Source organism: Polaribacter sp. ALD11 (genome assembly GCF_002831685.1).
Classification (GTDB): Bacteria; Bacteroidota; Bacteroidia; order Flavobacteriales; family Flavobacteriaceae; genus Polaribacter.
The window spans coordinates 2,614,907-2,633,785 of the sequence record NZ_CP025119.1; the positions used below are offsets into that span (position 1 = coordinate 2,614,907).

Here is an 18,879-nt window from a genome sequence, read left to right on the forward strand (position 1 = left end):
TTTTATGCAAGAAGAAAAATACGATGTTGTAATTATTGGCGGAGGTCCTGCTGGAGGACAAGCAGCTAGAAACTTATCTCAAAAAGGATATAAAACATTATTAGTAGAGCGTTATAAGAGCTTTAATGATAATAATTTTTCTAGTGCAGGCATGACTTTAGAGCCATTAGATGAATTTAACTTACCTGATAACATTATTGGTTCTTATTGGAAAGACATTACGATACAATGTACAAAAAAAGGATATGATTGGTTTGGGGAAAAGCCAAAAGGGGTTGTTTTAGACTTTGGTAAATTACGTCAGTTTTTAGCAGATGAATCTGTTTCTAGTGGAGGTGAAGTATTAATGGGACATAAATATGTGCAAAAAAGAGTACAAAACTCTGAAGTAGAAGTAGATCTTATAGACCAAGAAACAGCTGTAATTAAAACGATAAAAACAAGGCTTGTAATAGATGCAACGGGGCCTTTAAGAAAGGTTATGTACGACTCTAAAGAAGAGCAACCTAAAATGGATGTAGGTAGTGGTACAGAATACTTAATTGAAGTAGACCAAGTAACTTATGATAAATACAAAGAAAGATTAGTTTTTTTCTTAGGTCATAAATGGACTTTGAAAGGATATTCTTGGATTTTTCCTATGGAAAATAGAATTTTAAAAGTAGGCTCTGGTAGAACTCATTTAAAGTCTAAAAATCAAGAAAATACAGATAAGTCTACTAAAAAGATAACAGAAAAAATTATTAAAGAATATATTCAACCACAAGAGTATACGTTGATTGATGTGCATGGAGGCATATTAAGATATTGTGAAGGATTAAACGATACCTATTATAAAAACGGAGTAATTGCTATTGGAGATGCTATTTCTGCAGTAAACCCAAGGGGTGGAGAAGGAATTAGATATGCCATGCAAAGTGCAGATTTAGCGAGTGATTATATAGATAGCTATTTTAAAACAGGCAAAGAAAATTTTAAAGAATATGAAAAGAAGTGGAAACAAAAAAAACTATTAAAATGGAGATTAAGTGAAGCTTCCTCTAAAAGAATGTATAGTAAATACTCTGATGAGCAAATAGAAAATAGGGTAGATTTCTTTCAACAAAATTTTTCAATGGACGTTCTTGTAGATAGTCTGTTTAATTTTAAATACAATAAAATGGTGTTTAGGATTTTTAGTTTTTTATGGTTAAAGTTAAAGTATAAATTTAAAAAAGAGGAGTTTTAACAGAATGTTTATTGTTTTTGAATTGTTAAATATTTAATAAAAAAATCTTAAAAATTTGTGAGGTAAATTGTTTTGGAGAACTTTAGCTTTTAATTCAAATAAAACAAGCATTACAAATGAAAAAAATTACGTTACTTTTTGTGTTTTTATTTACTGTTTCAGTAATTTCTGCACAAAAAACACCTAAACCAAATTACAGAGCTGCTGCTAAGTTTTCCCCGAAAAACCTAGCGAAAATGGTACACTCTACAAGTGTGAGTCCGCATTGGTTAAAAAAAGGAAATCGTTTCTGGTATTCTTACAAAACCTCAGAAGGTTCTAATTATTATATAGTTGATGCAGATAAAAAATCTAAAAAACTATTATTTGACAATGTTAAAATGGCAAAATGGTTAACAGAAATAACCAAAGATCCTTATGATGCCAAACATTTACCGCGTTTCAGTTTTAAATTTAATGAAGCCGAAAATGCAATTCGTTTTAGGGTAACCTCAACAGAAGAAGTTGCAGTTATTGATGATAAAAAGGACGACGAAAAAGAAGAAATAGAGAAAGATTCTACTTCAATAAAAAAGGAAAAAAATAAGAAGCCTAAAATGGAGCCAAAAGTCTACCATTTAGAATACCGATTGGGTGGAAATGGCTTAACAATTATTGATACTAAAAAGAAAGAAAAAGAAGATTGGAAGAAGTGGGCAAATGTTGCACCAGACAGTTCTATCGTTTTATATTCTAAGAATTACAATTTATATTGGATGGATAAGATGAACTTTAAAAAGTTTATCAAAAATGAAAAAGATAGTACCGTTGTAGAAAACCAATGGACTAAAGATGGTGAAGAAAACTACGGTTATGGTGGTGGTTCTAGAGAAGATAATGTAGACAAAGAGAAGAATAAAGACAAAAGAAAAGGGGTTTGGGGAACTTGGTCTCACGATTCTAAAAAGTTTGTTTTTCAAAAGTCTGATTCTAGACATATTAAAGATTTATGGGTAATTAATTCTACAGGTAAGAAAAGACCAACTTTAGAAACCTATAAATATCACATGCCAGGTGAACAAGAGTATTACAAATCTGAATTATTAATTTTTGATATTCCTACAAAATCGCATGTAAAAGTAGCTTTAGATACTATTAAACAACAAAGTATTTCTGTTTTTAGAGCATCTAGAAAACAATCTAGTAGAGATGACGATTTTAAACCTTCTTTATTACTTTCTAAGAAAGGGAAAATTTATTTTAGTGTAATCTCTAGAGATCGTAAAAAATATGATATTAATGTTGCAGACCTAAATACAGGTGAATATAAAACCTTAATAGAAGAACGTTTTAATACATATATAGAATCGCGTCCGTTAATTTTGTTAAACAATGAAACAGAAATGTTGCACTGGGCAGAAAGAGATGGTTGGGCACACTTCTATTTATATGATACAGATGGAAACTTAAAAAATCAGGTTACAGAAGGTAGTTACCATGTTGATGGTTTTGCAGGTTTAGACGAGAAATCTAGAACTCTTTACTTTACAGCAAATGGAGTAGATACAACGCAAGATCCTTATTATTTACATACGCATAAAATCAATTTAAACGGAAGTGGAATGCGTACTTTAGATACAGGAAATTTTACAGCAAGTTCTTCTATGACAGATTCTAATGAGTATTTTGTAAGTAATTATTCGAGAGTAAATACAGTACCAAAATCTGAATTAAGAAATGTTAATGGGAGAAAAGTAATGGATTTAGAAACTGCAGATTTGTCGCAATTAATGGCTTCTGGTTATAAATTTCCAGAACCTTTTAAAGTGAAAGCAGATGATGGAATTACAGATATTTACGGCGTAATGTATAAACCATTTGATCTAGATTCTACAAAAGTATATCCGCTTTTAGAATACGTGTATCCTGGGCCGCAAACAGAAGCTGTAAACAAAGCTTTTTCTTACAGAATGGATAGGTTAGATAGAATGGCGCAAGTTGGTTTTGTGGTTATTACTTTAGGAAATAGAGGAGGGCATCCAGATCGTTCTAAATGGTATCATAATTATGGTTACGGAAATTTACGTGACTATGGTTTGGCAGATAAGAAATATGTTGCACAACAATTGGCAAACAAGCATGAATTTATAGATATTGAGAAAGTAGGAATTTATGGTCATTCTGGTGGAGGTTTTATGTCTACAGCAGCAATGTTAGTCTATCCAGATTTCTTTAAAGCAGCAGTTTCATCTGCCGGAAATCATGATAATAATGTGTATAATTCTTGGTGGAGTGAAACACATCATGGAGTTAAAGAAGAAATTGATGCGAAAGGAAAAATTTCTCATAAATATAAAATTGATGATAATCAATCTTTGGCAAAAAACTTAAAAGGACATTTAATGTTGATTCATGGAGATATGGATAATAATGTAAATCCTGCTGGAACTATTAGAATGGCAAATGCATTAATTAAAGCAAATAAACGTTTTAAATTTATGATTATGCCAGGACAAAGACATGGTTTTGGAAGCATGACAGAGTACTCTTTCTGGTTAAGAGCAGATCATTTTAGTAAGTACTTGCTAGGAAAAGAAGCTATGGATGCAGATATTTTGTATATGAATATGGATAAGCCGATGAATAAGTAAGTTAACAACTTCAATATAATTATTATTTACCTGCAAGATTTTTAAAATTTTGCAGGTTTTTTTATGTTAAAAATAATTCCTACAAAATCAAAAAAAACCTTGTAGGAAAATTAATTATTTAGCAGCTAACCAAGCTGTTCTGTTTTTTAAGACTTCCGTAGATAATTTCTCTTTTTCGATTACAGAGATTAAATACTTGTTGTCTTTTTGAAGAGTTAATTTGGTTGTTTTTTCAACCCCATAATGCTTAAAAATAATTTCTATTTCATCACCAATTTTTGTGTTTTTTAATGCAGAAGAAACATCATCTTTATTAGCTACACTCATTTTATCTATAGACAAAATGGTATCACCTTTGTCTAGACCAGCTTTGTAAAGAGAGCTTCCCTTTTTTGGGTTTCCACTAATGTTTGTTCCGTTTAAAAATGATTCGAAATCGCTTTTTACTTCTTTTTGTTCAATAGAAACTCCAACGGAAGCAAATAATTTTTCGTAGTCTGGTCTGTTACTTTTGTAGATATAATTATTAAAAAACTGATTTCCGAATTCATCACCAGCAAATTCATTTAAAGCATCATTAAGGTTTTTATTCGTGTATGGTTTTTCATCTTTTCCATGCTTTTCCCAAACAGATTTCATAAAATCATCTAAATTTTTACCTTCATTTCTTAAGGATAAATCCAATGCTAAACCCAAAACACTTCCGTAAGAATAATAAGAAATAAACGTGTTTTCTCTATTTACAGGGTCTACAGAAGTTGCAGCATCTACAAACGGAGCTTGATAACTCATTTCAATAGGGTTAAAAACTTGTCTTGCAGGAGAATTCCATACATAATTAAATGTTCCGTTTAATCCGTTAATATACTCTTCATTGGTAATGAGTTCTGCTCTACATAAAATTAAATTGGTGTAATAACTTGTAAAACCTTCTGCAAACCACAATTCACCACTCATATTTGCTGCGGTATAATCAAACGGTTCTAAAGACTTCGGGCGAATTCGCTCTACATTCCAGCAGTGAAAAAATTCGTGAGAAACGGTTCCAATATTATCTTTCATACCGCCATTAGCTAAACTTTTTGTGTTTGTTAAAATGGTTGAATTTCGATGTTCCATTCCATCACCAGATGCATTTGGAATATAGCAAGCTAAAAACGTGTATTCATTAAAATCGAATTTTGGCAATTCGCCAAAAACAGCTTTTTGTTGCAATACTACTTTTTTTACTTTTTCAAAGTATTCGTCTAACTCCGTTTCTGTTCCGTTGTGATGTAATACAAAGTTTATTTTTTGATTATCAACTTCAAAAGAACGAACTTGATGGTTGCTAATTTCTGTAGGAGAATCCATAAAATACTGCAAATTTGGGGCAGAATAGGTGTTTTCTGATTCTTTTTTTAATTGCGTTGCTATTTTCCAGTTTAAATCTTTCCTTGTCTTAAAAGTAATTTCAATCGGATTTTCAGCATGTGATTTTGCAAACATAAACGTTGCAGGAATATTTAAATGCGCATGAGTTTCGTCTACTTGGGCGTAAGTTCCTCCACCACGATTTGCAAAAACAGTATAAGAAACATTTACAGTTCCGTCATGTTTTTCTACAATCCATTCATACGGATTTTGTCTTGTAATTTCTAAATCCTCCCCGTTACTATTTGTAGCTTTTACATTGTATACATTTTTAGCAAATTCATGAATTGCATATCTTCCAGGAGAAGATCTTGGCATTCTAAAGGTAAATTTACCATTAGAAATATCAGAAAAAAGAACGCTTACTTCAGCTTCATGATGGAGCGCGTTTTCAAAAGAAATATGATATTTTGTAGTCGATTTTTCTTTAACACTTTCATTTTTATCACAAGAAATAAAGAGGATAAAAAACGTAAGAAGTAGTGTTTTTAAAAAGGTAATTTTCATAAGGTTGAGTTTTTAGAAATCACCCAAAGCTACATAAAAAAGAGCTAACCTTTTACATATTCTAAAATATCTGCTGGTTGGCAATCCAACGCTTCACAAATAGCTTCTAAAGTAGAAAATCGAACTGCTTTTGCTTTGCCCGATTTTAAGATGGATAAATTAGCGGTAGTGATACCAATAATTTCTGCCAACTCTTTGCTACGCATTTTTCTTTTGGCAAGCATAATGTCTAAGTTTACTATAATTGCCATAATTATATGGTTAAGTCGTTTTCTCGTTTTGTCTTTTTTGCAATTTTGAATACTTCACTTAATATTAAGAAGAATAAGCCTAAACAAATAATTACTAAATGCTGATTCAACCCAAACTCTAAAGTTATTTTTTGTTCAAAATAAATTTTACTTATTATTGAAATTGTTAATGAAATGAAACCAGAAATTATAAGTAGATTTCCTGTTTGTTGAAACGATTTTATAACAGTTGCTTCAAATATTTTCACTCTTATAAAGTGATTTAATATTTTTCTAAAGAAATATAAAGCGGCAATAATTAATAAATAATTTAAGGCAGAAATTACAAACAATACTTTTGACAGCAGATCATTTTGGTTGATGATTGCAGCGTTTATTTTTATATTAAAATCAGTTAAATCAATAAAGAAAACCGCAAATGAAAAGCCAACGATTAATACTATTATTGGCATCGAAAATATCCAAAGTAAATCTACAATTGCTTTTAAAATAGTAATTTTTCGCATATTTATTATATAATTTAACACTACAAATATATAATAATTATTGATAAACAATAATAAAATACTTTAAAATGATAATTATTTAATTTTAGTGAAAAAATAAATTGAAATAAAAAGACCTCACAGGATTTTAAAATCTGTGAGGTCTAGAATAATTTATATTCTTAAATTAAGTCTTAATCTCTAGACATAAATATGGATAATACATACCAAAAAAGTAACATTAAAGAAGCGAATAAACCTAAGGAAGCAGGAATATAATCTTCCGTTCCGTATTTATTTACCAAGTTAGAAGTTTGATACAAAATAGAGCCAGCAGCCAAAACACACATTCCAACAGAGAACCACAAACCTAAATCGAAACCAAATAAAGAGCCTGCAACGATTAAACCCATAGCTATAAAAAAACCAACTGTTAAACCTGCTTTTAAGAAAGAAAAATCTTTTTTGGTTATAAAAACTACTGCAGAAATACCTGCAAATAAAGCCAAAGTAACAATTGCTGCTTGCTGCACTAATTCAGCACTTTCAGTATAATAAATTGCGATGTATAAAAGCGGTACAAAAATAATTGCTTGTGCAAAAACGTATAAAGCATACGCCATGTATTGTATATTTTTATCGGCAGTTTTTAAAACAGTACTTTCTGCATAGCTAGTAACAAACATAAAACCACCTAACATTACCAGCCAACGCCAACCTTGTGTCATAGACATCATAAAATTTACAATTGTATCGCTTTGTAATAGTAAATATTCAAAAAGTACAAATAATAGCACGCCACCAGCAACGTGTGCGTATGTTTTTTTATAAAATGCAACACGAACCTCATTTGTAGATTCGATTAACAATACTTTGTTTCCAAAAGTGTTTTCCATAGTTTTTTAAATTGATAAATAAAGATATTAATTTTGTTGAAAAGAAGGCTAAGTGAAGTAAAAAATTATACTTTTTTTATGACACTTGTTACAATTCCCCAAATCATAAAATCATTCTCTTCTGTGATGTTTATAATTGGGTAATTAGGGTTTTCTGGTTGTAACCAAACTTCATTTTTTTCTACGCGTAAACGTTTTACGGTAAATTCGCCGTCTAAAAAACAGACAGCAATTTTATTGTTTGTAGGTTCTAAACTTCTGTCGATTACTAACAAATCATTATCATCTAAACCAGCACCAATCATCGATTGACCTTTTACTTTTGCGAAAAAAGTAGCGTCTTTATTCTGAATTAGTTCATCATCTAAAGAAATTCTAGTTTCTCTAAAATCATCTGCAGGAGAAGGAAACCCAGCAGAAATGCCAACATCAACTAAAACAGCACCATTGCCAGTAGAAGTTTTAGGAGTAAAAAAAGTAAGTGTTTTTGATGTTTCCATTCGTGCGCAAATTATAACTTTTCTTTAAACTTATTCGTATTTTATTTCACGATTAAAATTTCATTGATATTGGTTGTAAATTTATTAGATAAACGCTCCTGACGCATTTTCCAAGTGCGCTGTAAATCTTGGTTTCCTAACTTAATTTTGTCTGCCTTAAACTTTTTGTTCAGTTTATCAATTGCAAACATTAAAGGTTTATGTTTCGGGTTTTCGCTTGAAAATAAATTTAATTGAAAATTATCATTTGGCACCAATCCTGTAACAATTACACCTGCTCTTTTGTATTTAACGCCCGGTTTAAAAATAGATTTTACAGCTGCTACAGCGGCATTTGCAATGGTTAAAGTAGAATTTGTTGGAGAAGAAAAAACAACAGTGGTACTTTCTCTGTGTTGTTGAAGTTCTTTTTTATGCCGATCGCTAGAAAGTTGCACAATTAACATGTGACAACTCGATTCTTGATTCCGTAATTTTTCTGCACAACTTGTTGCAAACGTAGAAATTCGTTCTTTTATATTATCGATATCAGAATAGGTGTATTCGAAACTTCTAGTAGTTGCAATCATTTTTTTAGAAGAAACAGCTTCTTCTAAAGGTATTTTAGAAATGCCTTGTAAATCTTTTTGCAAACGCCATGCTACAATAGAAAATTCTTTTAAAACCCAATCACTAGAAAGTTGTGTGAAATCATACGCAGTAATACAACCTTTGTCTTGCAAACGCTTTTTTAACTGTCTTCCAATTCCCCAAACGTTGCCAATTTTTGTCCACTTTAAAGCCTTAATTCTTTTTTCTTCAGAATCTATAATACAAATTCCTTTAGACTGTTTGATATTCGAACGCGCAATTTTATTGGCAACTTTAGTTAGTGCTTTGGTTGGAGCAACGCCTACACAGGTAGGTATGCCTGTCCATTTTAAAATACGACTTCTAATTTTTGTTGCATATTCCTCTAAATTATAATTTTCAAAACCTTTCAATTCTAAAAAAGATTCATCAATAGAATAGACTTCTACGTCTGGTGAAAAATCTGCTAAAATATTCATCACTCTAGCACTCATATCTCCGTACAAAGGATAATTAGAAGACAAAACGGTAATATTGTTTGCTTTACAAAAGGCATCCCACTTAAAAATAGGCGCACCAAAAGGCAGTTGTAACTTCTTAGCTTCATCGCTCATAGAAATAACACAACCATCATTATTGCTTAAAATAGCAACTGGTTTTCCTTGTAAATTGGGGTTGAAAACCCGCTCACAAGAAGCATAAAAATTATTACAATCTACGAGTGCAAACATGCTATAAAAGTATCAAAAAATAGCAAGCAAAATGGCGATGTTAATATCTTAATCTTCAAAAAAAAAACTAATCTTCAATAGATTTTTTAGTCACCTTATTATAAGCATTTTTTAACTTTATAATTATGGGCTCTATTTCTTCTAGGGCTAAATGACCAAAACCAAAACGGATTGCACACGTATTTTTATCTTGATAGAGGACTGTTTTTGGCAGAAATAAATCGTTTTTTTCAGCTTCTTCTGCTAGTTGTACTAGTGATGTATTCGATTGAAATTGTAACCAAATTGCTAATCCACCAGAAGGAATTTTCCATTGTGCTATTTCTGAAAAGTAGTGCGTTAAGAGTTTACACAAACAATCTCTTCTTTGTTTATAAATAACAATATTTTTTTTCATAAGACGATAAATTTCACCTTCATTAATTAATTCAGACAACATTTGTTCTTGAATTAAATCGCCTTGTTTGTCTAGCAATTGTAAATAATTCTTTGCTTCAGAAATTAAATTTACTGGTGCTACTACAAATCCTGTTTGAAAACTAGGGAATAAAGATTGCCCCAATTTTCCTAAATAAATAACCATTCCATTTGTATCTGCGCTTGCCATGGGTAACATTGCAGAACCATCAAACTGAAAATCGTAATCGTAATCATCTTCAATAATAGCAAAACCATATGCTGCAGCCAATTGTAATAAAGCCAAACGTCGCTCTACACTTAATTTTACCATGGTTGGGTAATCTCTATGTGCACAGACATACACACATCGAATACTTCCTTTTATAAAATGTTTTCGAATATAATCTACATCTAAACCATTAGCATCTACAGGAATTGTTTTAATAGTTGCGTTGGCTTCTTGAAAAATCATATTAGCGGCATAATTACTTAAATTACCAACTAAAACGACATCATTTTGTTTTATTAATAATTGAGAAACAATGTACAGACTCATTTCTGTACTACGTGTATTTATTAGATTATTAGAACTTATATGAAACCCTCTTGTTGCATTTAAATAATTACATAGTTGCGTTTGAAATAAAGAATAGGAAGATTCATTGGGGCTGTTCCATTTTTTTATTAATGTTTTTCGTTTCATGGCAGCGCTGTACCATCTTGTAAATTCGTTTACAGGATGTAACCGTAAATCTGGTTTTCCATCATTAATTGTGTATTTCGCAGCTGTTAATTGAGAAGTGGATGCTAAATGAAATGATTTTTGAAAGGGAAACCCTGTTGTTTTGGCAGTTGTATATGCCTGATTTATTTTTTGAGAAGGTACTTTTATTTTTGATGATTTTTGCTCTGGCTCTAAAACAAAGGTGCCTTTATTCGGTATGATTTCTACCCAACCCTGTGAAGCCAACTCTTCGTAAATAGCAACTGCTGTATTTCTATGAATCTTTAAAATTTGCCCTAATACTCTGGTTCCTGGTAGAATTGTACCTTTAGATAAATACCGACGTTGTATCGCATTTATAATTTGCTGAGAAACTTGTATGTACACAGGTTGAGGTATCGATTTATCGAAATCGATTAGTTGTTGTAATAAAGTATTAACCGGACTATCTATCATTTTAAAACTGGACTAGTTTAGTCGTCCGGAAAGTTACGACTTTTGCAGCGTTTTAAAATTAAAATAACAATTAAAATGATAAGAAGTAAATTATTAACTATTGCATTTTTAGTATTGCAGACAACTTTGTTTTCTCAAGAAAAAAAGGAAGTTCAGAAGTTAGATTCTATTATAATAAAATCTACCAGAATAGATTTGCCATTTAAAGAAAATTCTAGAACTCTAGAAGTAATTACAGCTAAAGCTATTAAAAATAGTGCTGCTACAAATGTTGCAGATTTATTACAACAAGTTGCTGGTGTAGATATTAGAAGAAGAGGAACCGCAGGAAGTCAAGCAGATTTATACATTAGAGGAGGCGGTTTCGATCAAACGTTATTGTTAATTGATGGTATTAAAATGGATGATGCACAAACGGGCCATCACACCATGAATGCTGCTTTACCAATTGAAGTGATTGAAAGAATAGAGATTATTAAAGGTCCTGCAGCAAGGGTTTTCGGACAAAATGCATTTACAGGAGCTATAAATATTGTAACTAAAAAGAAATTAGAGAACACGGTTTCTGCAAATATTGAAACCGGTTCTTTTGGTCAATTAAATGGTTCTGTAACGGTTGGTAAAGAATTTGAAAATGCATCAATACTTGCACATGTTGGTGCGTTAACTTCAGATGGATACCGTAATAATTCTGATTATAACAATTACAATTATTTCTTAAAAGGGGTTTTCAATAAGAAAAAGCAAGCCATAGAAGTGTTAGCTACTTTTTTCGATAAAAAATTCGGAGCACAAAATTTTTATACACCAGACGCATTTGGTTTTAGTGAGTATGAAGAAACACAGAATAGCTTATTAGGAGTTTCGACAACTTTTAGAACGGAAAAATTTAAAATTACACCAAAAGTGTATTGGAAAAGAGGACAAGATATCTTTTTATTGAAAAGAGACGACCCTAGCTTTTCTAGAAATTTACATATTACGAACAAAGTTGGGGTAGAAACAAATGCTTCTTATACATCTAATTTAGGAATTACAGGTTTTGGTATAGATGTTTCTAGAGTTTCTATTAGTAGTAATAATTTAGGGAAGAGAGATAGAACCATGGCAAACCTGTTTTTAGAACACCGTTTTAAATTGGCAGATGGTAAAATAGATCTTACACCAGGAGTTGCAGTTACCTATTTTTCTGACTTCAAATTTCATGCTTTTCCAGGGTTAGATATTGGGTTTAAATTGTCAGATAATTTAAAGGCGTACGGAAATTTAGGAATTACGTACAGAATACCAACGTATACAGATTTGTATTACAATGACAGAAGCACAATAGGAAACGCTAATTTAAAACCAGAAGAAGCATTTGCACAAGAAATTGGGTTGAAATATAATTCTGGAAGATTTACTTCTTCTATTGCTGTTTTTAATAGAGATGCTAGGAATCTAATTGATTTTATTCGTCAGAATACAACAGATTCTAAATTTACCGCAACAAATATTTCAAAAGTAAATACCCAAGGTTTTGAAGTAAATACAGATTATCGTTTTAAAATAAAGGAATTTAACCAGACGGTGTCTTTTGGGTATAATTTCTTAAATGATGATATTTTAGAACAAAATAAAGACTTGTCTCGCTACTCTTTAAATACCTTAAAGCATCAATTTATAACACGTTTTTCTAGTAAATTATTTAAAAACGTAAGACAAAATATTATTTATAAGCATGCAGAAAGAACAGTAGGAACAAGCTATAATGTTTGGGATGCTTCTATAATTGTAGATGTTAATAAATTTAGTTTTACAGTTACTGCTAATAATATTTTTGATGCAGATTATATAGAATCTGGTTTTGTGCCAATGCCACCAAGTAATGTTTTATTTGGGTTGCGTTACGGTTTTTAATAAATAAAACATTAATTATGAGTGAGATAAGACATAATTGGACAAAAGAAGAGGTCTTAAAAATTTATAATAAACCCTTAATGGAGTTGTTATATGAAGCTGCTACAGTTCATAGAAAACAACATGATCCTAATGTGGTGCAGGTATCAACTTTATTATCAATAAAAACAGGTGGTTGCTCTGAAGATTGTGGCTATTGCCCGCAAGCAGCAAGATATCATACCAATGTAGAAGGTAATGATTTAATGACTGTAAACCAGGTAAAGGCACAAGCGTTAAGAGCAAAAGAAAGTGGAAGTTCTAGAGTTTGTATGGGAGCTGCTTGGAGAAATGTAAAAGATGGGCCAGAATTTGATAGCGTTTTAGATATGGTGAGAACCGTAAATAATTTAGATATGGAGGTTTGTTGTACGTTAGGTATGGTAACCGAAAATCAGGCTAAAAGGTTGGCAGAAGCTGGTTTGTATGCATACAATCATAATTTAGATTCTTCTGAAGAATATTATAAGAAAGTAATTTCTACACGTGGTTATCAAGATCGTCTAGATACTATAGACAATGTGCGTAAAACAAACGTAACCGTTTGTTCTGGCGGAATTATTGGAATGGGCGAAAATGCAGAAGATAGAGCAGGAATGTTAGTTGCTTTGTCAACATTAAATCCGCAGCCAGAATCTACACCCATTAATGCCTTAGTTGCGGTTGAAGGAACTCCTCTAGAAAACGAAAAACCTGTAGAAATTTGGGACATGATTAGAATGGTTGCTACCACTAGAATTGTATTGCCAGAAACGCAAGTTCGTTTATCTGCTGGTAGAACTAACATGTCTAGAGAAGGACAAGCAATGTGTTTCTTTGCAGGAGCTAATTCAATTTTTGCTGGAGATAAGTTATTAACCACTCCAAACCCAGATGTAAATGAAGACATGCAGATGTTTAAATTATTAGGTTTAAAACCTCAAAAAGCATTTACTAAAAAAGTTCAACCAGAAACAATTGCTGTAGAAAATTCTAAGTATAAATCTTTAGAAGAAAGACCAAAATGGACTAGACCAAACCATAAAATTGATAGAAATGAAGCAGCAAAACAAAAAGGTAAGATTCTAAAAGGTTAAAAAAGGAACACTACTTATTTTACAATTAGAAAATTATATAATTTAAAAGAAGCTTTGATATTTTTATCAAGGCTTCTTTTTTTTGAGAAATTATGTAACAAATTAAAACTTTAAGCTACTAATAAGAGAAGCTCAACAATACTTAAGCACTTTAGTCTTATTATTTCTAGAATAAAATAGGTGCTCATTAAAATTTAAAACCAATCAAACAGTGTTTTTAAAAATTGATTTCAGTAAAAATGAGTTTCTCTTTATAATGATAGAATAACGTGTTCTACTCAGTCAAAAAACTTTATATTTATTCACTTTTTAAAACAAACTGCTATGATGGAATGGTTTCAAGAATTAACTTCTTTTCAAAAGACTTATTGGGTAATTACAGGAGTTTCTACATTTATGTTTTTGTTGGTTTTAATAACCACAATAGTTGGTGCAGATACAGATGATATTGGAGATGTAGATGCAGAAATAGATGGAGATACAGGAGCAGGTTTTCAGTTTTTTACATTGAAAAACTTAGTTGCTTTTTTTGCTATTTTTGGTTGGAGTGGTATTGCTAGTATGGATGCAGGAAACTCTAAAGTAGTTACCGTAATTGTTTCTGTTTTTTGTGGTTTGATAATGATGTTTGTAATGGCAGCATTATTTTATTACATCAGTAAATTAACTTCTAGCGGAACCTTAAAAATGAAGAATGCATTAAATTCTATTGGAGAAGTTTATTTAACCGTAGGAGCAAACAGGTCTAGAACAGGTAAAATTCAAATTAAAATTCAGGGAGCTTTAAGGGAGTTAGAAGCTTTAACAGACCATAATGAAGATTTAAACCAAGGAAAAATTATAAAAGTAATAGAAGTAACCAACAACGGAACATTAATTATCGAACCTCAAAACTAAAAAAAAACTATGCTAAATTTTATTGTATTACAAACTAGTCAATATGCCGGATTAATAGGAATCGGAATTGCAATTCTCTTCGTTTTTATATTGCTAATAGCAATGATAAAACGTTATAAAAGATGCCCATCAGACAGAATTTTGGTTGTTTATGGAAAAGTTAGTGGAGGTGAATCTGCTAAATGTATTCATGGTGGAGCCGCGTTTATTTTTCCTGTAATTCAAGACTATGAGTTTTTAGATTTAACACCAATTTCTATTGAAGTAAATTTGGTAAATGCACTTTCTAAGCAAAATATTCGTGTAAATGTACCCAGTAGATTTACAATTGGTATTTCTACAGAACCAGGAATTATGCAAAATGCAGCTGAAAGATTATTAGGTTTAGGGCAAAATGAAATTCAAGATTTAGCACAAGAAATTATATTTGGTCAATTACGTTTGGTAGTTGCATCGATGGATATTGAAGAAATTAATAATGATAGAGATAAGTTTTTAACGAACATTTCGCAAAGTGTAGAAACGGAATTAAAGAAAGTAGGTTTAAAGCTAATTAACGTAAATATTACAGATATTGTAGATGAATCTGGTTATATAGAAGCTTTAGGAAAAGAAGCCGCAGCACACGCAATTAACGCAGCAAGAAAATCTGTAGCAGAAAAAACTAGAGATGGTTCTATTGGTGAAGCAAACGCAGTACAAGATGAAAGAAGCCAGGTTGCGGCAGCAAACGCAAAAGCAGTTGAAGGAGAAAATACTGCAAAAATTGCGGTAGCAAATTCAGATTCTTTAAGAAGACAAAGAGAAGCAGAAGCAGAGCGTACGGCAATTGCATCAGAAAAAGTACAAACAGCAAATGCATTAAAAGAATCTTATGCAGCAGAACAAGAAGCTGAGGTTGCTAGAGCAGAAAGAGAGCGTTCTTCTCAATTAGCAGATATTATTGTACCTGCAGAAATTGATAAAAGAAAAGTAGAAATTGATGCAGAAGCACAAGCAGAAAATATTAGAAGAATTGCAAAAGGAGAAGCAGATGCAATTTTATTTAAAGCACAAGCAGAAGCGCAAGGTTTATATGAGATTTTAACAAAACAAGCCGCAGGTTTAGATCAAATTGTAAAAGCAGCAGGAAACGATTCTCAAAACGCAGCATTATTATTAATTGCAGATAAATTACCAGAATTAGTAAAGATACAAGCAGAGGCTATTAAAAATATTAAGATTGATAAAGTTACTGTTTGGGAAAATGGAGGTGGAAAAGATGGAAAAACATCAACCTCTAACTTTATTTCTGGAATGTATAAAGCAGTACCGCCATTACAAGAAATGTTTAATATGGCAGGTATGGAATTACCAAGTTATTTAAAAGGAAAAGATATTCCTACTGAACTACCTACAGAAGTTATTGAGGCTAAAGATAAATAGTATATTAAAAATAGAAGTTTTAATTTTAAACCATCATTCATATTTTGAATGATGGTTTTCTTTTTTAAGAAATTGTTTTCTTTACAATTTAGTAACTTTGCAACTTAATTTTTGACAGCATGAGTTTAAACTTATCTCAAATAGATAGTGTAAAAACAATTACCAAAGAAGCTTTTATAGAAAACTATTTTAAACCACAAAAACCTTTGGTTATAGAGCATTTTATTGAAGATTGGCCAGCATATTCTAAATGGAACCTAGCATACATAAAACAAGTTGCTGGAGATAAAATGGTGCCTTTGTATGATGATAGGCCTGTAGATTTTAAAGATGGTTTTAATGAGCCACATGCAACAATGAAAATGTCTGAATATGTAGATTTATTAAAGCGTGAACCTACAAAATTTAGAATTTTTCTATGGAACATTTTAAAAGAAGTACCCATTTTACAAAAAGATTTTAAGTTTCCAGATTTTGGTTTAAGATTAATGAAAGGTTTACCAATGTTGTTTTTTGGAGGAACAGGTTCTCATACTTTTATGCATTATGACATCGATTTAGCGAATATTTTTCACTTTCATTTTGAAGGAAAAAAAGAAGTTATTTTATTTGATCAAAATCAGAACAAGTATTTATATAAAGTTCCGTATTCTTTAATAACTAGAGAAGACATCGATTTTTCGAACCCTGATTTTAAGAAATGGCCCGCTTTAAAAAAAGCGAAAGGCTATAAAACAAGTTTAGAGCATGGGCATGTTTTGTATATGCCAGAAGGTTACTGGCATTATATGAAATATATAACCCCAGGTTTTTCTATGAGTTTAAGAGCTATTGCAAGAAAGCCAAAAAATTTATCTAAGGCAGTTTATAATGTTTTTGTAATGAGAATTATTGATACTGTTATGAGGAAAATTAAAGGCCAAAAATGGATTGATTGGAAGAATAAAAAAGCAATTATTAGCAGAAAGTAAATGTGTTATTTTTAAAATTGTATAATTTAATTATGAGCTATATGATTCGTTTTCATTAAATTGCAAATATTTAAAAAAAAAATACTATGAAAGCTTGTCCAAAATGTAAGTCTGAGTCTCGGCACAGAATGAGAAGAAAAGGGATTACTAGATTAATACCAGGAACTAAAGGGTATGCATGTGATAAATGTAACACAGAGTATACATGGGTCTCTTTTATTAATAGATCATTAAAAATTTAAAAAAAGCCTCACAATTATATTTGTGAGGCTTTTTTTAATATTTAGAAAGAACTTTAAATTATCATTTAAAAAGTCTAAAAATATCATTTCCGTTTGCAAATAGTAATAAGGCAATTAAAAGAATAAAGCCAATTACTTGTGCATATTCTAAAAATTTATCTCCAGGTTTTCTACCTGTAATCATTTCCCAAAGGGTAAATACTACATGACCACCATCTAAAGCAGGAATTGGTAGCAAGTTCATAAAACCTAGCATAATAGAAAGAAAAGCGGTAATGTTCCAGAAAGATTCTGCGCTAAATTCATCAGGAAAAATACTTCCAATAGAAATAAAACCTCCCAAACCTTTATAAGCACCTGTACTTGGGTTAAATATTTTCTTTAATTGTTTTATGTAATCTGTAAGCGTCTTCCAAGATTTGTTCCAACCAGCAGGAATTGCTTCTGCAAATGTGTATTCTTTGTCTGCTAAAGTATAATACCCTAATTTTTCCAAATCTTTAAAAGGTAATATTAAAATGCCAACTCCTAATTTACCGTCTTCAGTAACCTTAACAGCAACTTCTTCTGTTTCATTGCCTCTTTTTACCGTAATAGAAATATCTTGGTTTTTATATTTATCTAATTGATTTTGAGCTTCATCAAAATATTTTATAGGGTTTCCGTTAATAGCAATAACAATATCTTTTGCTTTTATGTTAGAGTTTTTATTTGGAGATTCTTCAGAAATACTTGCAATTGCAAAAGGATAACGTGGGTGTAAAATAGCACCTGCATCTTTACCTCTATCCATTAATTGAGAAATAAAATCTTCTGGAATTTCTTTATCCAAAACTTCACCATTTCTTTCAATTTGATAGTTATTTCCATTGATAAACTCTAAAGTTAAACTAGAAAACTTTTTTATTTTTAGACCATCAACCGTTAAAATTTTATCACCATTTTTAATTCCTAAACTCATCGCTAGAGAATCTTGTACCCAAACACCATCTTTTACATTTTCGTTTGGTAAATATCTTTCACCGTAACCCCACATTAACATAATGTAGATAAAAATACCTAAAACGAAGTTTACAAAAACACCACCTAACATAATAATTAGACGCTGCCACGCAGGTTTAGAACGAAACTCCCAAGGTTGTGGTGGTAAAGCCATTTGCTCGGTATCCATACTTTCGTCAATCATACCAGAGATTTTCACGTAACCTCCTAAAGGAATCCAACCGATACCATAAACAGTGTCGCCAATTTTTTTCTTGAAAATTGAGAATTTATAATCGAAGAATAAGTAGAATTTTTCTACTCTTGTTTTAAATAATTTCGCAGGGATAAAGTGCCCTAATTCGTGCAAAACAATTAGTAAAGATAAACTTAGTATAAATTGAGATGCTTTTATTAATATTTCCATTCAGCGTTAAATCAAATTTTTTAAAAAAACAAATGTAAGGTTTTCGAGAGAGTTGTAAAAGAACTATTAAAGGTTGCTTTTTATTTTAACAAAGAATTTAGAAAGAAGTTGTCTTTGTTCTCTTTTCTACCG

15 protein-coding genes are annotated in these 18,879 nt (G+C 30.9%); 7 read left to right on the forward strand and 8 right to left on the reverse strand.

What is annotated here, in order from left to right:
• Positions 1–4: 4 nt before the first annotated feature.
• Both CW731_RS11625 and CW731_RS11630 read left to right on the forward strand, forming a co-directional pair.
• Positions 5–1,228, forward strand: a complete 1,224-nt coding sequence (locus CW731_RS11625; RefSeq protein ID WP_100946889.1) for an NAD(P)/FAD-dependent oxidoreductase — start codon at positions 5–7, stop codon at positions 1,226–1,228.
• Between the two features lie 116 nt (positions 1,229–1,344).
• Entirely contained in the window at positions 1,345–3,858 is a 2,514-nt protein-coding gene (locus tag CW731_RS11630) for a prolyl oligopeptidase family serine peptidase (RefSeq protein WP_100946890.1), read from the forward strand.
• Between the two features lie 114 nt (positions 3,859–3,972).
• Here the strand turns inward: CW731_RS11630 and CW731_RS11635 are convergent, their stop codons facing one another.
• The 7 genes from CW731_RS11635 to CW731_RS11665 all read right to left on the reverse strand — a co-directional run bounded on the left by CW731_RS11635 (position 3,973) and on the right by CW731_RS11665 (position 10,790).
• Entirely contained in the window at positions 3,973–5,778 is a 1,806-nt protein-coding gene (locus CW731_RS11635) for a M61 family metallopeptidase (protein ID WP_100946891.1), read from the reverse strand.
• Between the two features lie 44 nt (positions 5,779–5,822).
• Entirely contained in the window at positions 5,823–6,029 is a 207-nt protein-coding gene (locus CW731_RS11640) for a helix-turn-helix transcriptional regulator (RefSeq protein WP_100946892.1), read from the reverse strand.
• A gap of 2 nt (positions 6,030–6,031) precedes the next feature.
• Positions 6,032–6,535: a DUF2975 domain-containing protein gene (locus tag CW731_RS11645; protein ID WP_100946893.1), complete on the reverse strand. Its 504-nt coding sequence runs from the start codon at positions 6,533–6,535 to the stop codon at positions 6,032–6,034.
• A gap of 173 nt (positions 6,536–6,708) precedes the next feature.
• Positions 6,709–7,410: a Bax inhibitor-1 family protein gene (locus tag CW731_RS11650; RefSeq protein ID WP_100946894.1), complete on the reverse strand. Its 702-nt coding sequence runs from the start codon at positions 7,408–7,410 to the stop codon at positions 6,709–6,711.
• Positions 7,411–7,475: 65 nt separating this feature from the next.
• The gene (locus CW731_RS11655; RefSeq protein WP_100946895.1) at positions 7,476–7,910 is read right to left on the reverse strand and encodes a LexA family transcriptional regulator; all 435 of its coding nucleotides are present in this window, start codon (positions 7,908–7,910) and stop codon (positions 7,476–7,478) included.
• A gap of 41 nt (positions 7,911–7,951) precedes the next feature.
• Complete coding sequence (locus CW731_RS11660) at positions 7,952–9,211, reverse strand: Y-family DNA polymerase (protein ID WP_100946896.1); 1,260 nt, start codon at positions 9,209–9,211, stop codon at positions 7,952–7,954.
• A gap of 67 nt (positions 9,212–9,278) precedes the next feature.
• Positions 9,279–10,790, reverse strand: coding sequence for a PLP-dependent aminotransferase family protein (locus tag CW731_RS11665; RefSeq protein WP_100946897.1), 1,512 nt, complete (start codon positions 10,788–10,790; stop codon positions 9,279–9,281).
• Between the two features lie 75 nt (positions 10,791–10,865).
• Between CW731_RS11665 and CW731_RS11670 the strand changes: the two genes are divergently transcribed.
• The 5 genes from CW731_RS11670 (at position 10,866) to CW731_RS11690 (ending at position 17,097) form a co-directional block, all read left to right on the forward strand.
• On the forward strand, positions 10,866–12,689 hold the full coding sequence (locus tag CW731_RS11670; RefSeq protein WP_100946898.1) for a TonB-dependent siderophore receptor: 1,824 nt from the start codon (positions 10,866–10,868) through the stop codon (positions 12,687–12,689).
• A gap of 17 nt (positions 12,690–12,706) precedes the next feature.
• Complete coding sequence (gene bioB / locus CW731_RS11675; protein WP_100946899.1) at positions 12,707–13,804, forward strand: biotin synthase BioB; 1,098 nt, start codon at positions 12,707–12,709, stop codon at positions 13,802–13,804.
• Between the two features lie 324 nt (positions 13,805–14,128).
• Complete coding sequence (locus CW731_RS11680; protein WP_100946900.1) at positions 14,129–14,701, forward strand: hypothetical protein; 573 nt, start codon at positions 14,129–14,131, stop codon at positions 14,699–14,701.
• A 9-nt stretch (positions 14,702–14,710) separates the two neighbouring features.
• Positions 14,711–16,126: a flotillin family protein gene (locus tag CW731_RS11685; protein WP_100946901.1), complete on the forward strand. Its 1,416-nt coding sequence runs from the start codon at positions 14,711–14,713 to the stop codon at positions 16,124–16,126.
• A 119-nt stretch (positions 16,127–16,245) separates the two neighbouring features.
• Positions 16,246–17,097 (forward strand): cupin-like domain-containing protein, encoded by an 852-nt coding sequence (locus CW731_RS11690; protein WP_100946902.1) that lies wholly within the window; start codon positions 16,246–16,248, stop codon positions 17,095–17,097.
• A 303-nt stretch (positions 17,098–17,400) separates the two neighbouring features.
• Here the strand turns inward: CW731_RS11690 and rseP are convergent, their stop codons facing one another.
• The gene (gene rseP, locus CW731_RS11695) at positions 17,401–18,747 is read right to left on the reverse strand and encodes an RIP metalloprotease RseP (RefSeq protein WP_100946903.1); all 1,347 of its coding nucleotides are present in this window, start codon (positions 18,745–18,747) and stop codon (positions 17,401–17,403) included.
• Between the last annotated feature and the right edge of the window lie 132 nt (positions 18,748–18,879).